The sequence below is a fragment of the Planctomonas deserti genome (assembly GCF_003067705.1).
Lineage (GTDB): Bacteria > Actinomycetota > Actinomycetes > Actinomycetales > Microbacteriaceae > Planctomonas > Planctomonas deserti.
The window spans coordinates 743174-759515 of record NZ_QANL01000001.1 but is presented as its reverse complement, the minus strand read 5'-3'; the positions used below and the strand labels follow the sequence as shown (position 1 = coordinate 759515).

Here is a 16342-nt window from a genome sequence, read left to right as displayed (position 1 = left end):
CTCCGACAGGAGGTCGACCATGACCAGCACGCTTCTTCCCCCCGCCCCGGCCGCCGCCGCGGCCCTCTCCTCGCCGCGCCGGCGCCGCACGGGCCTCGGCCGCCGCAGGCAGCTCACGGGTGCCCTGCTCGCGCTGCCCGCCATCGCCCTGCTCGGCATCTTCTTCCTCTGGCCGCTCACCCGCACCGTCTTCATGTCGTTCTTCGACTGGCCGATGCTGGGCGCCGCGGAATTCGCCGGACTGGACAACTACGCGAAGGCGTTCACCGACGCGGAGTTCCTGCGCGCGGTGGGCTTCACGCTCGTCTACACGGCGCTCACCACTCCGCTGCTGCTCGTGGTCGGCTTCGGCCTCGCCCTGCTCGTCAGCCGCCGGACGCGTGCGGCGCGATTCTTCCAGACCATTTACTTCCTGCCCGTGGTCATCGGACTCGCGTCGGGCAGCTTCCTCTGGCTGTTCATGTGGCAGTCCGACGTCGGGCCGACGACACAGCTGCTCGGCTCGCTCGGGCTCGTCGACCCGGCGAAGAACATCTTCGCGGACTACTGGGGTGCCCTGCTCATCGTCGTCGGCATGGTCACCTGGAAGGTCGCGGGCCTGCAGATGCTCCTGCTGCTCTCCGGCCTGCAGTCCATCCCCGTCGAGGTGAACGAGGCGGCGCGCATGGACGGTGCGACCGGGTGGCAGGTGTTCAAGCACGTGACCCTGCCGCTGCTGCGCCCCACGCTCGCCCTCGTGCTCGTGTTCTCCGTCGCCGGGTCGCTGCTCGCCTTCGACCAGTTCTACATCCTCACCACGGGCGGGCCGGCGAACTCCACCATCACGGCGGTGTACCAGATCTACCGCACGTCCTTCATCCAGTTCGACCTCGGCTACGGCGCGGCACTGTCGCTGCTGCTCATGCTCGTGCTCGGACTCGTCAGCGCAGTGCAGATGCTGCTCCTACGGAATTCGGACCACTCATGAGTGCAATCATCGCAACGCCCATCTCCGCAGCGCCGCGCCGTCCCGAGGCGCGAAGCACCCAGCCGGTGCTCCCGCGGGTCGCCTGGTGGGTGATCAGCGTCTGCCTCGCCGTGCTCTTCCTCTACCCGCTCTGGGTCATGGTGTCGCAGATCTCGGTCGAGGACTTCCTGTCCTTCGCGGACGGCGCGGGCGGGCTCAGCGTCGCCTCGAGCCTCGGGAACTCGATATTCGTGTCCGTGCTCGCGACCGCGGTCACGGTCCTGGTCAGCACGCTCGCCGGGTACGCCTTCTCCCGGCTGCCGTTCCCGGGCAGCAAGGCCGTGTTCTTCGTCACGCTGATCACCTTCATGGTGCCGTTCCAGGCCATCATCACGCCGCTCTACCTCGTCCTGCGCGACATCGGGTTGTCCAACAACCTCGTCGGACTGTCGCTGGTCATCGCCACCTTCAACCTGCCGCTCGGCATCTTCCTCATGCGCAACTCCTTCGCGGCGATCCCGGCGACGTTGGAGGAGGCGGCACTCATCGACGGCAGCTCGACCCTCGGCGCGCTGTGGCGCATCATGCTGCCGGTCGCGCTCCCCGGCGTGGTGTCGACGGCGCTGCTCGCCTTCTTCGCCGCGTGGAACGAGTTCTTCGCGACGCTGATCCTCATCACCGACCAGGCGCAGTACACCCTGCCGGTGAGCCTCGGCATCCTGTCCGCCGGCACGAACAACGCCGTCGACTGGGGGCTGATGCAGGCGGGTGTCGCCATCACGGTCATTCCGTGCATCGTCATCTACCTCGTGCTGCAGAAGTACTACGTCGCGGGCCTCCTGAGCGGGTCCGTCAAGTAGCGCCGGTCTCCTGCTCGCTGCCGGCGGGGCCGGGCCACGGAACGGCCCCGCTAGCATGAACGACGCGGGCGAGAGAGGCGGGACGACGTGGCGGTGACGATGGGCGACGTCGCGAAGCTCGCGGGCGTGTCGACGAAGACCGTGTCGAACTACTACAACGACTACCCGTACATGCGGGAGGACACCCGCCGGCGCATCGAGTCCGCGATCGCGGAGCTCGACTACCGCATGAACGTCGCCGCGCGGAACCTCCGCTCGGGTCGCACGGGCATGATCATGCTCGCCATCGCCGAACTCGACCAGGCGTATCTCGCGGAGCTGGCCCAGTCGGTCATCCGCGTCGCCGAGGACTTCGGCCTCGGCGTGCTCGTGGAGACGACGGGCGGGCGGCGCGACCGCGAGATCGAGGTGCTCGAGGGCTCGCGCGGCCGCAACGTCGACGGGGTCATCTACGAGCCCCTCGAGCTGGGACCCGAGGACGTGAACCGGTACCACACCGGGTTCCCGCTCGTGCTGATGGGCGAGCGGGTGCTCGAGGGCGAGGTCGACCACGTCACCATGCCGAACGAGGCGGGGTCCCGCGCGGCGGTCGACCACCTCGTGAGCCTCGGCAGGCGCGACATCGCGCTCATCGGCATCGACGCGACCAATCCGACCCGCGGGGCCGCGCTGCGCCGGAAGGGCTACCTCGACGCGCTCGCCGCGGGGGGCATCCAACCCCGGTCATCCCTGATGGTGGGGCCGGGGCGGTGGCACCGGCCCGAGGGCGCCGCGGCCATGGACCGGCTCCTCGACTCCGGCGAGCGCATCGACGCGGTGTTCGCGCTCAACGACGCCCTCGCCCTCGGGGCCATGCGCGCCATCCTGCGCCGCGGGCTGAAGGTGCCCGAGGACATCGCCGTGGTCGGCTTCGACGACACGGAGGACGCGCGGTTCTCGACGCCATCGCTCACCACCGTGTCCCCGGGGCGGGATGCGCTCGCGCGGGCCGCGGTGCTCGCGCTGCACCGCCGCATCACCGAGCCGGACTACGTCCCGGGGCAGGACCCGTTCGTCGCCGACTTCGACCTCGTCCTCCGCGAGTCCACCGGTGGACCGGCCGAGACGGCGGGGACCGCGGAGCACTGAGCCGGCCTTCGCCGAGCGACGCCGACGCCGCGCTCGCGGGATCGCGGATCGACGGATCGGCCGGGTTCGTGCCCGTCAGGCGGGAACGAGCGCGGGCACCTCATCGCGACGGACGGCGATGACCGTGACGTCGTCCGGCAGCGCGGATCCCTGCACCAGCGCATCCACGGCGGCGACGACCCCGGCCGCGGTCCGGTGCGAGGCAAGCAGGTCGGCGATGCGATCGAGCGGATTCACCGCGTCCTCGAAGAGGTCGAGCACGCCGTCGCTGCAGCAGACGATCATGTCACCGGGCTCGAGCTGGCGGGTCATCGTGCTCCAGGCCTCGCCGAGTCCCAGGCCGAGCGGCACGTCGTCCGACACCAGGCGCTCGTGGCCGCCGTCCGCACGGAGCAGGAAGGTCAGCCCGTGGCCCGCGTCGGAGTAGTCGACCCGCCCCGAACCGGCGTCGATGCGCGCGTGGAACATGGTCGCGAAGGCACCCGTGTCCTCGAGATCGCTCGAGAGGCAGTCCGACGCCCGGGCGAGCGCGGCGGCGGGGTCGCTGTCCCCGCGTGCGCTGCGCACCACGGCCCGCGCGGTCGCGGCGATGAGGCCGGCGCCAACACCCTTGCCCATCACGTCGCCGAGGGTCAGCGAAAAGCCGTTCCCGGTGCGGTACCAGTCGTAGAAGTCACCGCCGACGCCCCTCGTCGGGATGCAGAGTCCGGCCAGCTCGTACCCGGCCGCGATGGCACTGGACTTCGGCAGCAGCGCCCGCTGCACGGCGGCCGCCCGGTCGAGCTCCTCCTCCGCCGCGTCGGAGCGGCGCCGCACGTCGTTCAGGTGTCGCTGCGCGAGGCGGGACAGCTCGTTCACCACGGCGGCGGCGCCGGCGAAGGCGGTCGAGCTGTAGAGCACGCGCAGCACCTCGTTGATGTTGCCCTCCAGCGGGGACCCGAGCAGGAACGGCATGGTGAGCGTCAGCACCGTGCCGAGGAAGGCGTAGAGGATGTGGCGGCGCTTGGGCTCGGAGGCGAGCCAGATGACGGGGAGGATCACGAGCGACGCGAAGATCGTGCGGCCCTCACCGGTGCCGTAGCGGAGCAGTCCCACGGCGACGAAGTCGAGCAGCGGGACGAGGATCGCGAACCGGGCGAGCGAGGGCGAGACCGTGAACCACGCGGCCAGGGCGGTGGCACCGACCAGCACCCCGATGGAGGTGACGAACCCCGTGCGATTCGACATCTCGAGCGACGGCACGGACAGGGTCAGCAGCACCGCCGCCGCGAAGAGCAGGGCGACCGGGATCTGCTTGAGGATCGGGGGCACGCTCCGCATCCGGTCGAGACGCGCGCTCCACCGCCGGACGTCCACGGAAGGAGCGAATCGCGTTCGCTGCGCCCTGCCAGCCGATGCGCTCACTGACCCTCCATTAGCCTCACTCGATTGCATCACACTGCGACCGGTGTTGGGAGCGGTGCTGCGCCCCCAGTAGGAGGCGCGTGAGGGGGCTGTGCCGCATGCTCCCGGGCTCCCGGGCGACGGATGACGGGCGGCTCCCGTCACGCGCGGCGGAGGAGCGACTCCAATGCGTGCGCCGCCCCGTGGTCGTGCAGGTCTGCGAGGGTGCGCTGGAACTCTCCGCTGAATCGCGCATCCTCGGCGAGCGAGCCGAAGATCTCCGGATTTCGTAGGAACGCGAGCGGATCGCTGCGCTGCGCACGCGCCCGCTCGGCCAGAGACTCGCGCAGCGGGTCGGCGACGTCGAACGGGCGCCCGGACTCGTCGGCGCCCTCCGCGAAGCGGGCCCAGCTGGCCACGATCCCGGCCGACAGGGCGACCTTCCCGCCGGCTGCCAAGGAGTCCCGAACGACGGGCAGCAGGAACTTGGGGATGCGGTCGGAGGCGTCGGTGCCCAGCCGGGCCAGGGTGTCCCGAATCTCCGGGTTCGCGAACCGCTCGAGGAGGGTGCTCATGTACGCGTCGAGATCGACTCCCGGCACCGGGCCGAGAGTCGGCGCCGCCTCCTCCCGCATGTAGCGGTCGACCAGGTCGCGGAGGAGCGGATCCGTGGCCGCCTCGTGCGCGTAGCGGTGGCCGAGGAGCATGCCGAAGTAGGCGAGCGCCTGGTGACTGGCGTTCAGCAACCGCAGCTTCATCGCCTCGTACGGCTGCACGTCGTCGACGAGCTGCACGCCCACGTCCTCCAGGGCGGGGCGGCCGGCGGTGAAGCGGTCCTCGAGGACCCACTGCACGAAGGGCTCGCAGACGACGGGCCAGGCGTCCTCGATGCCGAAGCGCTCGCTGACGAGGGCCCGTTCCTCGTCGGACGTGACGGGCGTGATCCGGTCGACCATCGAGTTCGGGAACGCGACGGTGTCGGCGAACCACTCGCCGAGCGCGGGATCCTTCGCCCGCGCGAATGCCGCGAAGCTGTCCCGGGCGACGTCGCCGTTGCCCTGGATGTTGTCGCAGGAGACGACCGTGAACGGCGCGAGCCCGGCCTTCCGCCGGCGGTTCGCCCCCTCCACCACGAGGCCGAAGACGGTGAGCGGGGTCGCCCCCGGCTGCAGGTCGGCCGCGACCTGCGGGTTGCGGAGGTCGAACTCGCCGGTCACCCGGTCCGTGTTGTAGCCGCCCTCGGTGATGGTGAGGGACACGATGCGCGTTCCGGGCGCGACCAGTGCCCGGAGCACCGCCTCGGGGTCGTCGGGCGCGAAGAGGTAGTCGGTAACCGAGCCGATGATGCGCGGCTCGAGGGCGCCGTCCGGGTGCTTGACGACGAGCGTGTAGAGCCCGGACTGCGCCCGCATGACCTCGTGCATCCGCGCATCGGACGGCAGCACGCCGACGCCGCAGATCCCCCACTCGAAGCCGTCGCCGGACGTGAGCAGCCCGTCGATGTACATGGCCTGGTGAGCACGGTGGAAGTTGCCGAAGCCGAAGTGCACGATACCCGTCGTCACCCGCCCCCGGTCGTATTCGGGACGAGGAACGGCCGAGAAGCCGTCGACGGACGATGCGGACAGGACTGTCATGGCTGTTCCTCCGTTGGACGCGGGCCGTGGTGCTCGACGGTACTCCTCCGCGACCCGTCATCACGTCCGCGTGCCTTGTGCGTTGCTCGGGACGCGGGCGCTGTCCGCGTGCGGCGACTCAGGGCACCGGTGTCGCGTCCAACGCCGCCGCCCGCGCCGCCACACGGGAGCGCCGCCCGAGCGCCCGGGCGAGGAGGTCCCGGGTCGGCTGGGCCGGCCCGGCGAGGGCGACGACCATGAGCGCGCGCGACGCCGCGCGGAGGGCCTGCGTCCGGAGGACCCGATCCCGGTTGTACGCCCGCAGCGCCTCGTCGACCGGGCGGCTGTTGAGCAGATCGGCCAGCGCGACGGCGTCGACGAGCGCCTCGCACGCGCCGCGGCCGAGGTTGGGGGTCATGGCGTGGGCGGCGTCGCCGATCAGCGCCACCGGGCCTCGGCCGTACCAACCCTGCGTGTAGCGGCGCAGGGGAGGGGTCGTCCACACCCGCTGGGCGAGAGAGGTCTCCGGCGTCGCCGCGGCGAGGACCCGGCGGATGGCGGGAGCGTGATCCGAGTACCGCGCGGCGGTCAGGGCGAGCGCATCCGTCACCGGGATGCCCGAGGCTCCCGCGTCCGAGCGGAACGACGCGTACCAGTTGGTGCGCCCGCCGGCGGCCGGGCCGATGCCGAACAGGTCGCCCTTGCCCCAGTACTCGCCGGAGGTCTCGGGCTCGGGCTCGCGGTCGAGGAGGCCGCGCACGGCGAGGTAGGGGGTGAGGCGGGCGCGGGTCGCCTCGCCCCAGGTTGAGCGGCGGGTCGCGCTGTGCACACCGTCGGCGCCGATCACAAGGTCTGCGTTCGCCGGCGGCACCGTGACGCGCTCGGTCACACGGGCGACGGATGCGGGAACCGCGGCGTCGAGGACGCGGAGCAGGTCCACGCGCGACACCCCGATGACGCCGAGGTCCGCGTCCGGTGCGGCGAGCACGAGGCCCGCGCCGTTGCGCAGCCGCATGGACGCGAGCCCGATGCCTCGCGCGCGCACCTCGTCGAGGGCGCCGATGCGGTCGAGCGCCCGCTGCGCGCCCGGCCACATGGCCAGCATCGTGCCCACCGCGGGCAGCTCGACCCGCTGCTCGGAGACGGTGACGTCGAAGCGCCGCGGGTCCAGGAGGGCGGCGACCGCGAGACCCGCGATGCCGCCGCCGATGATCGAGACGGTGCTCATGGCGTCACGGTACTACGTTTGTAGTAGTGCCGCCAGAGGAGGGTCGGTCCGCCGGTTAGACTCCGACGCATGCCGGACCGCCGCACCGAGATCCTGTCGACGGCGCTCGGTCTCGTGGCCGATCAGGGTCTGAAGGGCCTCACGCATCGGGCGGTCGATGCCGCCGCCGAACTGCCGCTCGGCACGACGTCGAACTACTTCCGGAGCAGGGCCGCACTGGTGGAGGCGGTGCTCGGTCGCCTCGAGGACCTCGATCTGGAGCTCACGCAGTCCGCGCGGCCGGATGCCGCTCCCGCGACCGTGGACGACATCGTCGCCGGCCTGACGGCCGCCCTTCTCGCGCTGGCGGGCGAGCACGCGGCGTTGTCCCGGGCACGGCTGAGCTTCTCGCTCGACCGGCCGGATGCCGTGAGCGCCGGACACCGCCGCCTCACGCTCGGACTCGAGCAGGGGCTGCAGGCGCTCGGCGTGCCCGACGCGGCCCGCCGTGCCCGCGCCGTGGCCGACTACGGCGACGGCCTGCTCCTGCATGCGCTCACGGTGCGCCGAGACGAGCCGCTGGACCCCGATGCGACGGCGACCGCGATCCGCGCCCTCCTCCTCGGCTGAGCCGCCGCCCCGCACGGTCCCTGAGCCCGTCGAAGTGGTGTGCCTCGCGATCCCTGAGCCTGTCGAAGGGACTCCCCATAGGGACCGTGCTGGGGCTCAGGGACCGTGGTGAGGCTCAGGGACCGTGGTGGGGCCGGCCTAGTCGCATGGCGAGTGCGATTCGGCTCTTCGTTGCCGGTCGCCATCGGCGGGTGTGGTCGAGCCAGGGCGGCGCCTGCACCTCGGGTGCTCCGGCCCGCATCCGGATCGCCCAACCGGACGTGTCGATCGTTCTGTGGTGGAACCAGCACAGCAGCACCCCGTTGTCCGGATGCGTCGGTCCACCCTCCGCCGCCGGAATCACGTGGTGCACCTCGCACCACCCCGCCGGGATCGAGCAACCCGGGATGCGACAGCCGCCGTCCCGGGCGGTGATCGCCCGCCGTTGCGGAGCCGTGAAGCACCGTTCGGCCGACCCGAGCTTCAGAATGCGACCATTCCTGCCGATCAGCACCTTCTGCGTTCCGCCGCTGCACACCATCTGCTTGACGGTCGTGGGTGACAGAGGGGACTCGACCCCGTCCGCGTACCCTGCGCCGCCGGTCTCGAGGTCCTCCGCGCGCATCGTGACCAGCACGGTCGGCGCGGCCCCGCCGATGGTCGGGGTGTCGCCGCTGCGGGCCATTGCGTCCAGGACGCCGATCAGGACGTCGTGCCGCTGCTGGTCCTTCGTCCGCGGGTCCTTGACCGCGTTCTTGTCCGCGAGTTCCTCGTCGGTGAGGAAGGCCGGCGCGGTGGTCGGGGTGAGGTACGCGTCGAACAGTCGCTTCACCCGGCCCGCCGCCTCCGGTAGCAGCCCGCCGCTCACGGGGACGAGTCCGTTGCGTTCGGGTCCGAGGCGGAAGCCGCGCTTGGCCATCGCGTGCGCCTCATCGGGCTCGAGCCCGATGGGGTCGAGGGTCGCCCGCCAGACGGAGGCCTGGATGCGGATCTCGTCCGCCGACGCCTCGACGTGGCTGTCGGGCGACGAACCGGTCGCCGCGGCCACGAGCTCTCGCTCGGCCGCGTCGAGCGCGTCCGGGTGCACCCGGTCCCGCAGCGGCGCGAGGTTCTTCGTCAGCGCAAGCGCCGCGTCCACGCCGAGGTCGCCGGTCTCGAGGGCGGCGCGGACGTGGTCGAACATCGCCGGCATCCGAGCGCCCGAGAGAGTCGTACCTCGGCGTGTCAACGCGGCCAACGTGAGGCGGGCGGCGGTGTTTGCACTGGACGCCTGCGTGAGGCGCTGCAGCAGCTCGTTCGCACTGCGGCAGCCCTTCCGAGCCGCAAGCCCCGCTGGTCCGTCCTCGGTCCTCGATCGAGCCGCGATCTCTCCCGCCATCGCGACCCGGAGCGCGTCAACCGATCGTCCAAGGGCCTCGACCTGCCGGGTGATCCCGAGTAGGGCCTCGTCCCCGAGTCCGTCGACAGGACGGTCGGCGAGCGCGGCCGCAACCGATCCCGCGAGGTCGAGGAGGGCCGTGCTGCTCATGAAGCAATGGTCCCATCGACCACCGACATTTGCTGGTCAGCAATCGATTCTGTGGAGAACCTCTTGCTGACCTCGACTGTGGAGGACGGGTGCGTGTCGGGGTCCGGCGCGTCCCTTCGACGGGCTCAGGGACCGGATGGTTGCGTCCCTTCGACAGGCTCAGGGACCGTATGGGTGCGGCGCGCTGCGGTCCTAGAAGCGGAAGCGCGAACGCGAGCGCGAGCGGCCGCGGTTCGTGGGGCTCGCTGCGCCGCGCACGTTGCGCTTGCGCAGCTGCTTGACCGCGAAGGACAGGAGCACGGGAAGGATGTAACGAGCGAACACGGTGGACTCCCTGGGTAGGCGATCGCCGGAGAAACGGCGTGGAACACCCGAGCGTACGCACGAAGCCCGCTCCCTGCGTCGGCGCGCGCTCCCACCGCCCCGCCGACCTCAGCCCCCCGGGCCCCCCAGGCCCGCCGATCTCCCCCGCCGGGTCTGCCGTTCCCCTGAGCCGCACGCGGCGCGGCCTCAGTCCTCCCGGTGGCGCTCCAGCGCGTCGAGAATGAGGTCCAGGCCGAACTCGAACTCGTCCCCGAAGTCGTAGCCCGGCTTCAGCACGTGCTCGACCATGAATGCGGCGAGGTGCGGGAACCGCCCGGCGGGGAACTGCGCCAGCATCTCCTGGGCGAGGTCCCCCGTCTCCTCCGGGGTCTCGAACGGCAGGCTGCGGTCCTGCAGGGCGAACCCGTAGATGTACCCGTCGAGCACGGCGAACGCGTGGGCGGTCATCGCGAACGAGAAGCCCCCGCCGCGCAGGCAGCCGATGACGAGGTCGTGATGCAGCAGCGTCGCCTCCCCGGGCGCCGCGTTCGCGTCCATCAGCCCCGTCGCCCAGGGATGCCGCAGCAGCGCCGCACGCACGGACAGCGCGCGATCCCGCATCGCCGTCTTCCAGTGCGCCTCGAGCGACGGCGGGGTGATCTCGGCGAACACCGCGTCGATCATGCCCGCGAGCAGGTCGTCCTTGTTCGCCACGTGCGTGTACAGCGACATCGCCTCGACGCCGAGCTCCTCACCGAGCCGTCGCATCGACAGGGCCTCGATGCCCGACGCGTCGGCGAGCTCGATCGCGCTCTGCAGCACCCGCTCCCGCGTGAGTCGCTCGCGTCGGGCCTGGGCGGTCTGCCGGCGCCGAGGGGTCCGCCGTGCCGGTCCCGTTGCCGTCGCCATTGCTGCTCCCTTCGGGCCGCCTGCCGCGTCCCCCGCGGATCCGCGGTGCGCCCATTGACAACCTTACGGCGTAGTCGTACGGTCGCCTTACAGCATAAGGCTTACGACGTAAGGATGATGATGACCACGCACCAGCAGAATCGACGGCCCGCCGAACTCCCGGTCGGCCTCCCCACCCGGGCTCCGGTCGCGCCACCCGCGCGCACGATGACGGCCGTCGTGCAGGACGAGTACGGCCCGGCCGATCGCGTGCTGCGGGTAGAGCGGGTGCCGGTGCCGGTGCCCGTGCCGGCCGACGGCGAGGTCCTCGTTCGCGTCGCGGCCGCGGGCGCCGACCGCGGGGTGTGGCACCTTCTGACCGGGCTGCCCTACCCCATCCGCCTCGCCGGCTTCGGGCTCCGGCGGCCCAAGACGCGGATCCGCGGCGCCGACGTAGCGGGCAGGGTCGAGGCCGTCGGACCCGGCGTCGACGCCTTCGCGCCCGGCGACGAGGTGTTCGGCATCGGCGCCGGATCCTTCGCCGAGTATGTCCTCTGCCCGGCGGCCAAGCTCGCGGCGCGGCCGGTGGAGCTCACCCCGCAGCAGGCCGCCGCCGTGCCCGTGTCCGGGCTCACGGCGCTCCAGGCGGTGCGCGACCAGGGGCGGGTGACGGCCGGGCAGCGGGTACTCGTCCTCGGCGCGTCGGGCGGGGTCGGCAGCTTCGCCGTGCAGATCGCCAAGGCGTTCGGCGCACACGTCACGGGCGTGAGCAGCGCGGGCAAGGCGTCGCTCGTTACCGGGCTCGGCGCCGACCGCGTGATCGACTACGCCGTCGAGGACTTCTCGGACGGGAGCGAGCGGTACGACGTGATCATCGACACCGGCGGGCATGCGTCGCTCCGCCGCCTGCGCCGGGCGCTCACCCGCACTGGCACCCTCGTGATCGTCGGGTCCGAGACCGGCGGGCGCTGGCTCGGCGGCACCGACCGCCAGCTGCGCGCCATGGCGCTGTCCCTGTTCGTTCCGCAGAAGCTCGGCACGTTCGTCGCGAGCGAGAACGCCGCCGACCTGCGGGTCCTCGCCGACCTCGTTCGCGGCGGGGCCGTGACGCCGGCCGTGGATCGAGCGTTCCCCCTCGAGGAGGCGCCCGCGGCGATCCGCTACCTCCTCGAGGGTCGGGCCCGCGGAAAGGTCGTCCTCACGGTCTGATCCTGCCGGGCGACCGCACCAGCCAACCCCGCCGCCTCATCCGGCGACCTCATCGCCGGTGCGATCCGCTGTCCCGCTCGCCGACGACGCCCGGGCAGCCGCGGTCGCCTCATCGCGCGTTGCACCGATTCCGGCGGGTGGCCCAGAATGAGCCGGATGAGGGACCTCCGCTCCGTTCTCCCCCGTTTCCGGACATCCGACGAGGGGCATCGCGTGACGACGTTCGAGTTGTTCTTCGACCTCGTCTTCGTCTTCGCGCTCACCCAGGTGACCGAGTTCATGGCTCACGCCCACTCCGCGATGGGGGTGCTGCAGGGGCTGATCATCCTCGGCATCCTGTGGTGGTCGTGGACCTCCTACAGCTGGCTCGGCAATCAGACGTTCGTCGACGAGGGCCTGGTCCGCACGGGCATGTCCATTGCCATGGCGTCGATGTTCCTCGTCGCCCTGGTGATCCCGGAGTCCTTCGAGGACCTGCCCGGCGGGCTGCACGCGCCGCTCGTGCTCGCGGTGGCCTACATCGTCGTGCGGGTCGCGCACCTCGTGCTCTACCTGGGCGCGGCCGGCGACGACGGCCCGCTGCGCCGCCAGGTGCTCGTGAGCGTCTGGGCGCTCGCGCTCGGCGCGGTCTTCATCCTCGCCGGGGCGGTCGTCGGCGGCACCGCTCAGACCTGGCTGTGGCTCGTCGGGCTCGTGCTCGACTGCGGCTTCACCTACCTCACGTCCCGCCGGGGCAACTGGCGCATCCACTCGGCCGCGCACTGGGCGGAGCGGTACGGGCTGATCGTCATCCTCGCCCTCGGCGAGTCGATTGTGGCGATCGGCGTCGGGGTGGCCGAGGAGCCCATCAGCACGCCGATCGTGCTGGGCTCGGTCTTCGCCATCGCCCTGTCGGTGCTGCTGTGGTGGCTCTACTTCGACATGGTCGCCATCGCCGCCGAGCACGCGCTCGCCCGGCTGCGGGGCTCCGCACGCGCCTCGCTCGCCGTGGATGCCTACACGTTCCAGCACTTCCTGATCATCGCGGGGATCGTGATCTCCGCCCTCGGGGTGGAGCAGGCCATGCACCACGTCGAGGATGCCGAGTCGTTCGGCCTGTTCGGCGCCGCCGCCCTCTTCGGCGGCACGGCGCTGTACCTCGCCGGCCTCGGAGCGTTCTGGCGGCGCACCGCGGGCTACTGGAAGGTCTGGCGGATGGGCGGCGGGGCGGTGCTCGTCGCTCTCGTGCCGGTCGGAGCGGCCGTCCCGGCTCTCGCGGCGCTCGGACTCGTGGTGCTCGTCACGGCCGCGGTCGTCGTCGTCGAGACCCGACGGTACGCGGAGGCGCGTGCCGAGATCCGCGCCTCTCAGCACGCGCCGGCCGCCTCCTGATCGCGTCGCCCGGCGACTGACCGAGCGGCGCGACCGGGAGGGGTGGTCGTCCTACGCGACCGACCAGCCGCCGTCCGACGGCAGGATGACGCCGTTGATGTTCACGGCGTCGTCGCTCAGCAGGAAGGTGATGGACGCGGCGAGGGCATCCGCGTCCACCGCGTCGGGCATCGCGGCCATGGCGAGGCGCACGCGCTGAGCGCCGAGCTCGGACGCGAACCGGGCCTGGATGTTCGTGATGGTCGGGCCGGGGGCGACGGCGTTCACGCGGATGCCGCTCGGGCCGTACATGAACGCGCTGCTCTTGGTGAGACCGGCGACGGCGTGCTTGGACGCCGTGTAGGCGGCGCCCGCCGCGGACCCGCGCAGCGCGGCCTCGGACGCCACGTTGACGATCGACCCCTGGGCGCGGGCGAGCATCGCGGGGGTGACGGCGCGCATGAGCTTCATGGTGCCGGTCACGTTGATCGCGAAGACCCGGTCCCACACCGCGTCCGTGACCTCGTGCACGGGCGTCATGTCGTCCATGATCCCGGCGACGTTGGCGAGCGCGTCGATCCGGTCGCCGGCGGCCTCGACGATGGCCGCCACCGCGGCGTCGTCGGTGATGTCGCCGTCGACCACGACGATGTCGGCGTCGGGCAGCGCGGCCGCGAACTCGTCCAGGCGCTCGCGGGAGATGTCGACGGCAATCACGCGGCCGCCCTCGCGCGCCACCCGGGACGCGGTGGCGCGGCCGATGCCCGAGCCGGCCCCGGTCACGATCACGGTCTTGCCGGTGAAGCGGCCGTGGGTCACCTTCTCGACCCACTGGGGGCGCGGGGCGGCGGGGGTCGACGGAGCCGGGGTGTCCGCGGCAGCCGACGTCGCCTCCCAGCCCTCGGGCAGCTCACCCGACTCGGCCTGCCGCACCACGGCGTCCACCATCTCCTGGCTGAAGGCGCCCTGGCTCACCTGCACGAGGCGGCCGAGGGCCATGCCGCGCACGGGGCGCAGCGCCTCCGCGGACTGGCCGCCCTGCGCGAGGAGCGCGCCGAGCACGGCGCCGCCGATGGGGTCGTCGAGCCAGGTTCCGATCGTCGAGTCTGCGGTGAGGGGAGTGCGGGTGTTCGTCACGGGTTCGTCCTTTCTGTGTGGTCGGCGCGGGGTCCCTCGCCAACCGGACAACTCTGTCCGGTTGTACGCTACACCGGTGTCAGACAGTGCCCGGGCCAATCGCGGACCCAGTGCGGGGCCTGAGAATCGGCGGGCGCTCATCGAGGCCGCCCGCGAGGTGTTCGCGGAGTCCGGCTTCGCCGCCCCGCTCAGCGCGGTCGCCCGCCGGGCCGGTGTCGGGCAGGGCAGCCTGTACCGGCACTTCCCGGACCGGATCGCTCTCGCCCTGGCCGTGTTCGACGAGAACATCGAGGACCTGGAGGCGCTCGCGGCCACCGGTGACGCCACGCTCGGCGACCTGTTCGACGCGGTGACCGAGCAGGCGATGGGCTCGATCGCCCTCATCGACATGATCTCGGCGGCCGCCGAGGATCCCCGGGCGGAGCACCTGCGCACGCGGATCACAGCCGTGATCGAGGTCATCCTCGCCCGGGATCAGGGCGCGGGGCGCATCGGCGGGCACGTCGAGGTGGCGGACGTGCTCTTGTCGATCTCGATGGTGAGCGTGCTGCTGCCGCGCTCCGCCGTCGGGGATCGCGCCGCGATCGCGCACCGGGCGCGGGCACTGTTCCGGGCCGCCTTCGCGCCCCGCTGAGGCGGCGACCGCGCCGACCCTGGCCGATGTCGGTGGCCTCGCCTACGCTGCCGCCATGCCGGAGAGCGTCGACCAGTGGTGGGCCCGCCGCCAGTGGTCGAAGGGCGTCGCGGTGCCGTACGCCGTGGGCACGTACCGCGACGACTGGGCGCGGTACCCCGTGCTCATCCGCCAGTACCACCCGGATCTGAACCACGGCATCACGCTCACCCAGATCCCGCCCGCCGCCGACGTGCTGCTCCTGTGGGTCTGCGACATGGGGCACCGCTTCGCCGCGACCCCGGAGGAGCAGCGGCAGCGGCCGGGGGGCTCCCGTCGCCGCTCGACCTGGTGTCCCGACTGCGCCGCCCTGGCGGTGCGGGGCCGGGCACCCATCGCTCCGGCGCCGGGCACCCCGCCGCACGCCTGCGGCCACCCGGTCGATCCGCGGCGCATCTCGCCCGACGACGCCGCCGATCGCTGCGCGCTGTGCCGGCGCCTGGACAGCTCGCCGGTCACCCGCGAGGAGCTGCTCGAGCGCGTCACGCCCGGGCGCCGCGCCGCGCTCGCCGTCGAGACCCGGGCCGAGGCGCGGTACCCCTGGGTGTGCCCCGCGGGACACGGCACCTACGAGTCCCCGATCGAGAAGATCATCGAGGGGCGCAGGTGCATCACCTGTCGGCACGCGCGCGCCGGCGCGGATGCGGTGCCCGTCGGCGAGGCATTCGTGAGCACCTGGGCACCGAGACCCGCCTCCGCCGCGGAGGCCGACCTCCGGCAGCGTCTTGCCGCCCGGCTCGACATCGACCTCAGCACGAACGCCGTCCGGGTCGCGCGACCCTTCTTCCACCACGTCGAGGTCTGGCCGGACATCCTCCTGCCGGAGCTCAAGGTCGCCATCGAATACGACACCGTCGGGCGCGACGGCCTCGAGCACGTGGGGCGGCGCGAGGCCGTCGACCGGAAGAAGGACCGGCTGCTGCGCGCGGTCGGCTGGGAGGTGATCCGCATCCGGGTCGGCAAGCTCCAGCCCATCGGGCCATACGACGTCGTGACGTCGGGCGTCTCCGGCGCCCTCATCGACCGGATCCTCGACCGTATGGCGGACGTCCGCGGGCAGCTTCTCGTTTCCGCTTACGCCCGCGATGAATCGACGGACATTCCGGCCCTGCAGGGCTAGGCGCGGGCCTGTCCACGGACGAGACTGCGGTCACGCACCGAGCGACGGGCGCCCGGTGACCCGACGAAGGGAATCGACATGGCTGATCTGGGTGGGCTGGGCGACAAGGCCAAGGACGCGGCTAGCGGCGGCGCGGGCGAGAAGGCGACGGACCTTGGGCTGGACAAGGCCGGAGACGCGGCGAGCTCGGCGACGGGCGGCAAGGCCGACGACAAGATCGACGGAGCGACGGACGCGGCGGACAAGAAGCTGGGCGGCTGACGGCCTCCGGTCCGGAAGCGCCGGGGTCGCACACCCCGGCGCTTCCCCCATGTAGCGGCGGCTGAGCCTGTCGAAGGACCCCCCACGGTCCCTGAGCCTGTCGAAGGGACGCAACCCGGCTCGC

General features: G+C 72.1%; 16 protein-coding genes. 9 read left to right on the top strand and 7 right to left on the bottom strand.

Annotated features, from left to right (window positions below):
- The first annotated feature begins 19 nt into the window (after positions 1 to 19).
- The 3 genes from DAI20_RS03465 to DAI20_RS03455 all read left to right on the top strand — a co-directional run bounded on the left by DAI20_RS03465 (position 20) and on the right by DAI20_RS03455 (position 2934).
- Complete coding sequence (locus DAI20_RS03465) at positions 20 to 967, top strand: carbohydrate ABC transporter permease (RefSeq protein WP_108249146.1); 948 nt, start codon at positions 20 to 22, stop codon at positions 965 to 967.
- Entirely contained in the window at positions 964 to 1806 is an 843-nt protein-coding gene (locus DAI20_RS03460) for a carbohydrate ABC transporter permease (RefSeq protein ID WP_108249145.1), read from the top strand. Before DAI20_RS03465 ends, DAI20_RS03460 begins: the two co-directional genes overlap by 4 nt.
- A gap of 87 nt (positions 1807 to 1893) precedes the next feature.
- Entirely contained in the window at positions 1894 to 2934 is a 1041-nt protein-coding gene (locus tag DAI20_RS03455; RefSeq protein ID WP_240605846.1) for a LacI family DNA-binding transcriptional regulator, read from the top strand.
- Between the two features lie 75 nt (positions 2935 to 3009).
- On the opposite strand, the gene DAI20_RS03450 is transcribed toward DAI20_RS03455, so the two are convergent.
- From DAI20_RS03450 to DAI20_RS03440, 3 genes are all read right to left on the bottom strand, one after another.
- Positions 3010 to 4245 (bottom strand): PP2C family protein-serine/threonine phosphatase, encoded by a 1236-nt coding sequence (locus DAI20_RS03450; RefSeq protein WP_159084900.1) that lies wholly within the window; start codon positions 4243 to 4245, stop codon positions 3010 to 3012.
- 233 nt (positions 4246 to 4478) lie between these two features.
- Positions 4479 to 5954, bottom strand: a complete 1476-nt coding sequence (locus tag DAI20_RS03445) for a mannitol dehydrogenase family protein (protein ID WP_108249143.1) — start codon at positions 5952 to 5954, stop codon at positions 4479 to 4481.
- Positions 5955 to 6072: 118 nt separating this feature from the next.
- The gene (locus DAI20_RS03440) at positions 6073 to 7161 is read right to left on the bottom strand and encodes an FAD-dependent monooxygenase (protein ID WP_108249142.1); all 1089 of its coding nucleotides are present in this window, start codon (positions 7159 to 7161) and stop codon (positions 6073 to 6075) included.
- A 69-nt stretch (positions 7162 to 7230) separates the two neighbouring features.
- Here DAI20_RS03440 and DAI20_RS03435 point away from each other — a divergent pair, with 69 nt between their 5' ends.
- Positions 7231 to 7770, top strand: coding sequence for a TetR/AcrR family transcriptional regulator (locus DAI20_RS03435; protein ID WP_108249141.1), 540 nt, complete (start codon positions 7231 to 7233; stop codon positions 7768 to 7770).
- Positions 7771 to 7885: 115 nt separating this feature from the next.
- On the opposite strand, the gene DAI20_RS03430 is transcribed toward DAI20_RS03435, so the two are convergent.
- The 3 genes from DAI20_RS03430 to DAI20_RS03425 all read right to left on the bottom strand — a co-directional run bounded on the left by DAI20_RS03430 (position 7886) and on the right by DAI20_RS03425 (position 10489).
- On the bottom strand, positions 7886 to 9277 hold the full coding sequence (locus DAI20_RS03430; protein ID WP_108249140.1) for an HNH endonuclease signature motif containing protein: 1392 nt from the start codon (positions 9275 to 9277) through the stop codon (positions 7886 to 7888).
- Between the two features lie 192 nt (positions 9278 to 9469).
- The gene (locus DAI20_RS19050; protein ID WP_306766454.1) at positions 9470 to 9601 is read right to left on the bottom strand and encodes a hypothetical protein; all 132 of its coding nucleotides are present in this window, start codon (positions 9599 to 9601) and stop codon (positions 9470 to 9472) included.
- A 186-nt stretch (positions 9602 to 9787) separates the two neighbouring features.
- Positions 9788 to 10489, bottom strand: coding sequence for a TetR/AcrR family transcriptional regulator C-terminal domain-containing protein (locus DAI20_RS03425; RefSeq protein WP_108249139.1), 702 nt, complete (start codon positions 10487 to 10489; stop codon positions 9788 to 9790).
- Positions 10490 to 10609: 120 nt separating this feature from the next.
- Between DAI20_RS03425 and DAI20_RS03420 the strand changes: the two genes are divergently transcribed.
- Both DAI20_RS03420 and DAI20_RS03415 read left to right on the top strand, forming a co-directional pair.
- Positions 10610 to 11677, top strand: a complete 1068-nt coding sequence (locus DAI20_RS03420) for an NAD(P)-dependent alcohol dehydrogenase (protein WP_240605845.1) — start codon at positions 10610 to 10612, stop codon at positions 11675 to 11677.
- A gap of 213 nt (positions 11678 to 11890) precedes the next feature.
- Positions 11891 to 13048 (top strand): low temperature requirement protein A, encoded by a 1158-nt coding sequence (locus DAI20_RS03415; RefSeq protein WP_159084899.1) that lies wholly within the window; start codon positions 11891 to 11893, stop codon positions 13046 to 13048.
- Between the two features lie 51 nt (positions 13049 to 13099).
- Here the strand turns inward: DAI20_RS03415 and DAI20_RS03410 are convergent, their stop codons facing one another.
- A complete protein-coding gene (locus DAI20_RS03410; protein ID WP_240605844.1) occupies positions 13100 to 14164 on the bottom strand; it encodes an SDR family NAD(P)-dependent oxidoreductase in 1065 nt (354 codons plus the stop codon).
- A 76-nt stretch (positions 14165 to 14240) separates the two neighbouring features.
- Between DAI20_RS03410 and DAI20_RS03405 the strand changes: the two genes are divergently transcribed.
- From DAI20_RS03405 to DAI20_RS03395, 3 genes are all read left to right on the top strand, one after another.
- Positions 14241 to 14798, top strand: coding sequence for a TetR family transcriptional regulator (locus DAI20_RS03405; protein WP_168927658.1), 558 nt, complete (start codon positions 14241 to 14243; stop codon positions 14796 to 14798).
- A gap of 55 nt (positions 14799 to 14853) precedes the next feature.
- Positions 14854 to 15957: a zinc-ribbon domain-containing protein gene (locus DAI20_RS03400; protein WP_108249137.1), complete on the top strand. Its 1104-nt coding sequence runs from the start codon at positions 14854 to 14856 to the stop codon at positions 15955 to 15957.
- A gap of 78 nt (positions 15958 to 16035) precedes the next feature.
- Positions 16036 to 16218 carry an antitoxin gene (locus DAI20_RS03395; protein WP_108249136.1) on the top strand — a complete coding sequence of 61 codons (183 nt, stop codon included), beginning with the start codon at positions 16036 to 16038 and terminating at the stop codon, positions 16216 to 16218.
- The last annotated feature ends 124 nt before the right edge of the window (positions 16219 to 16342 follow it).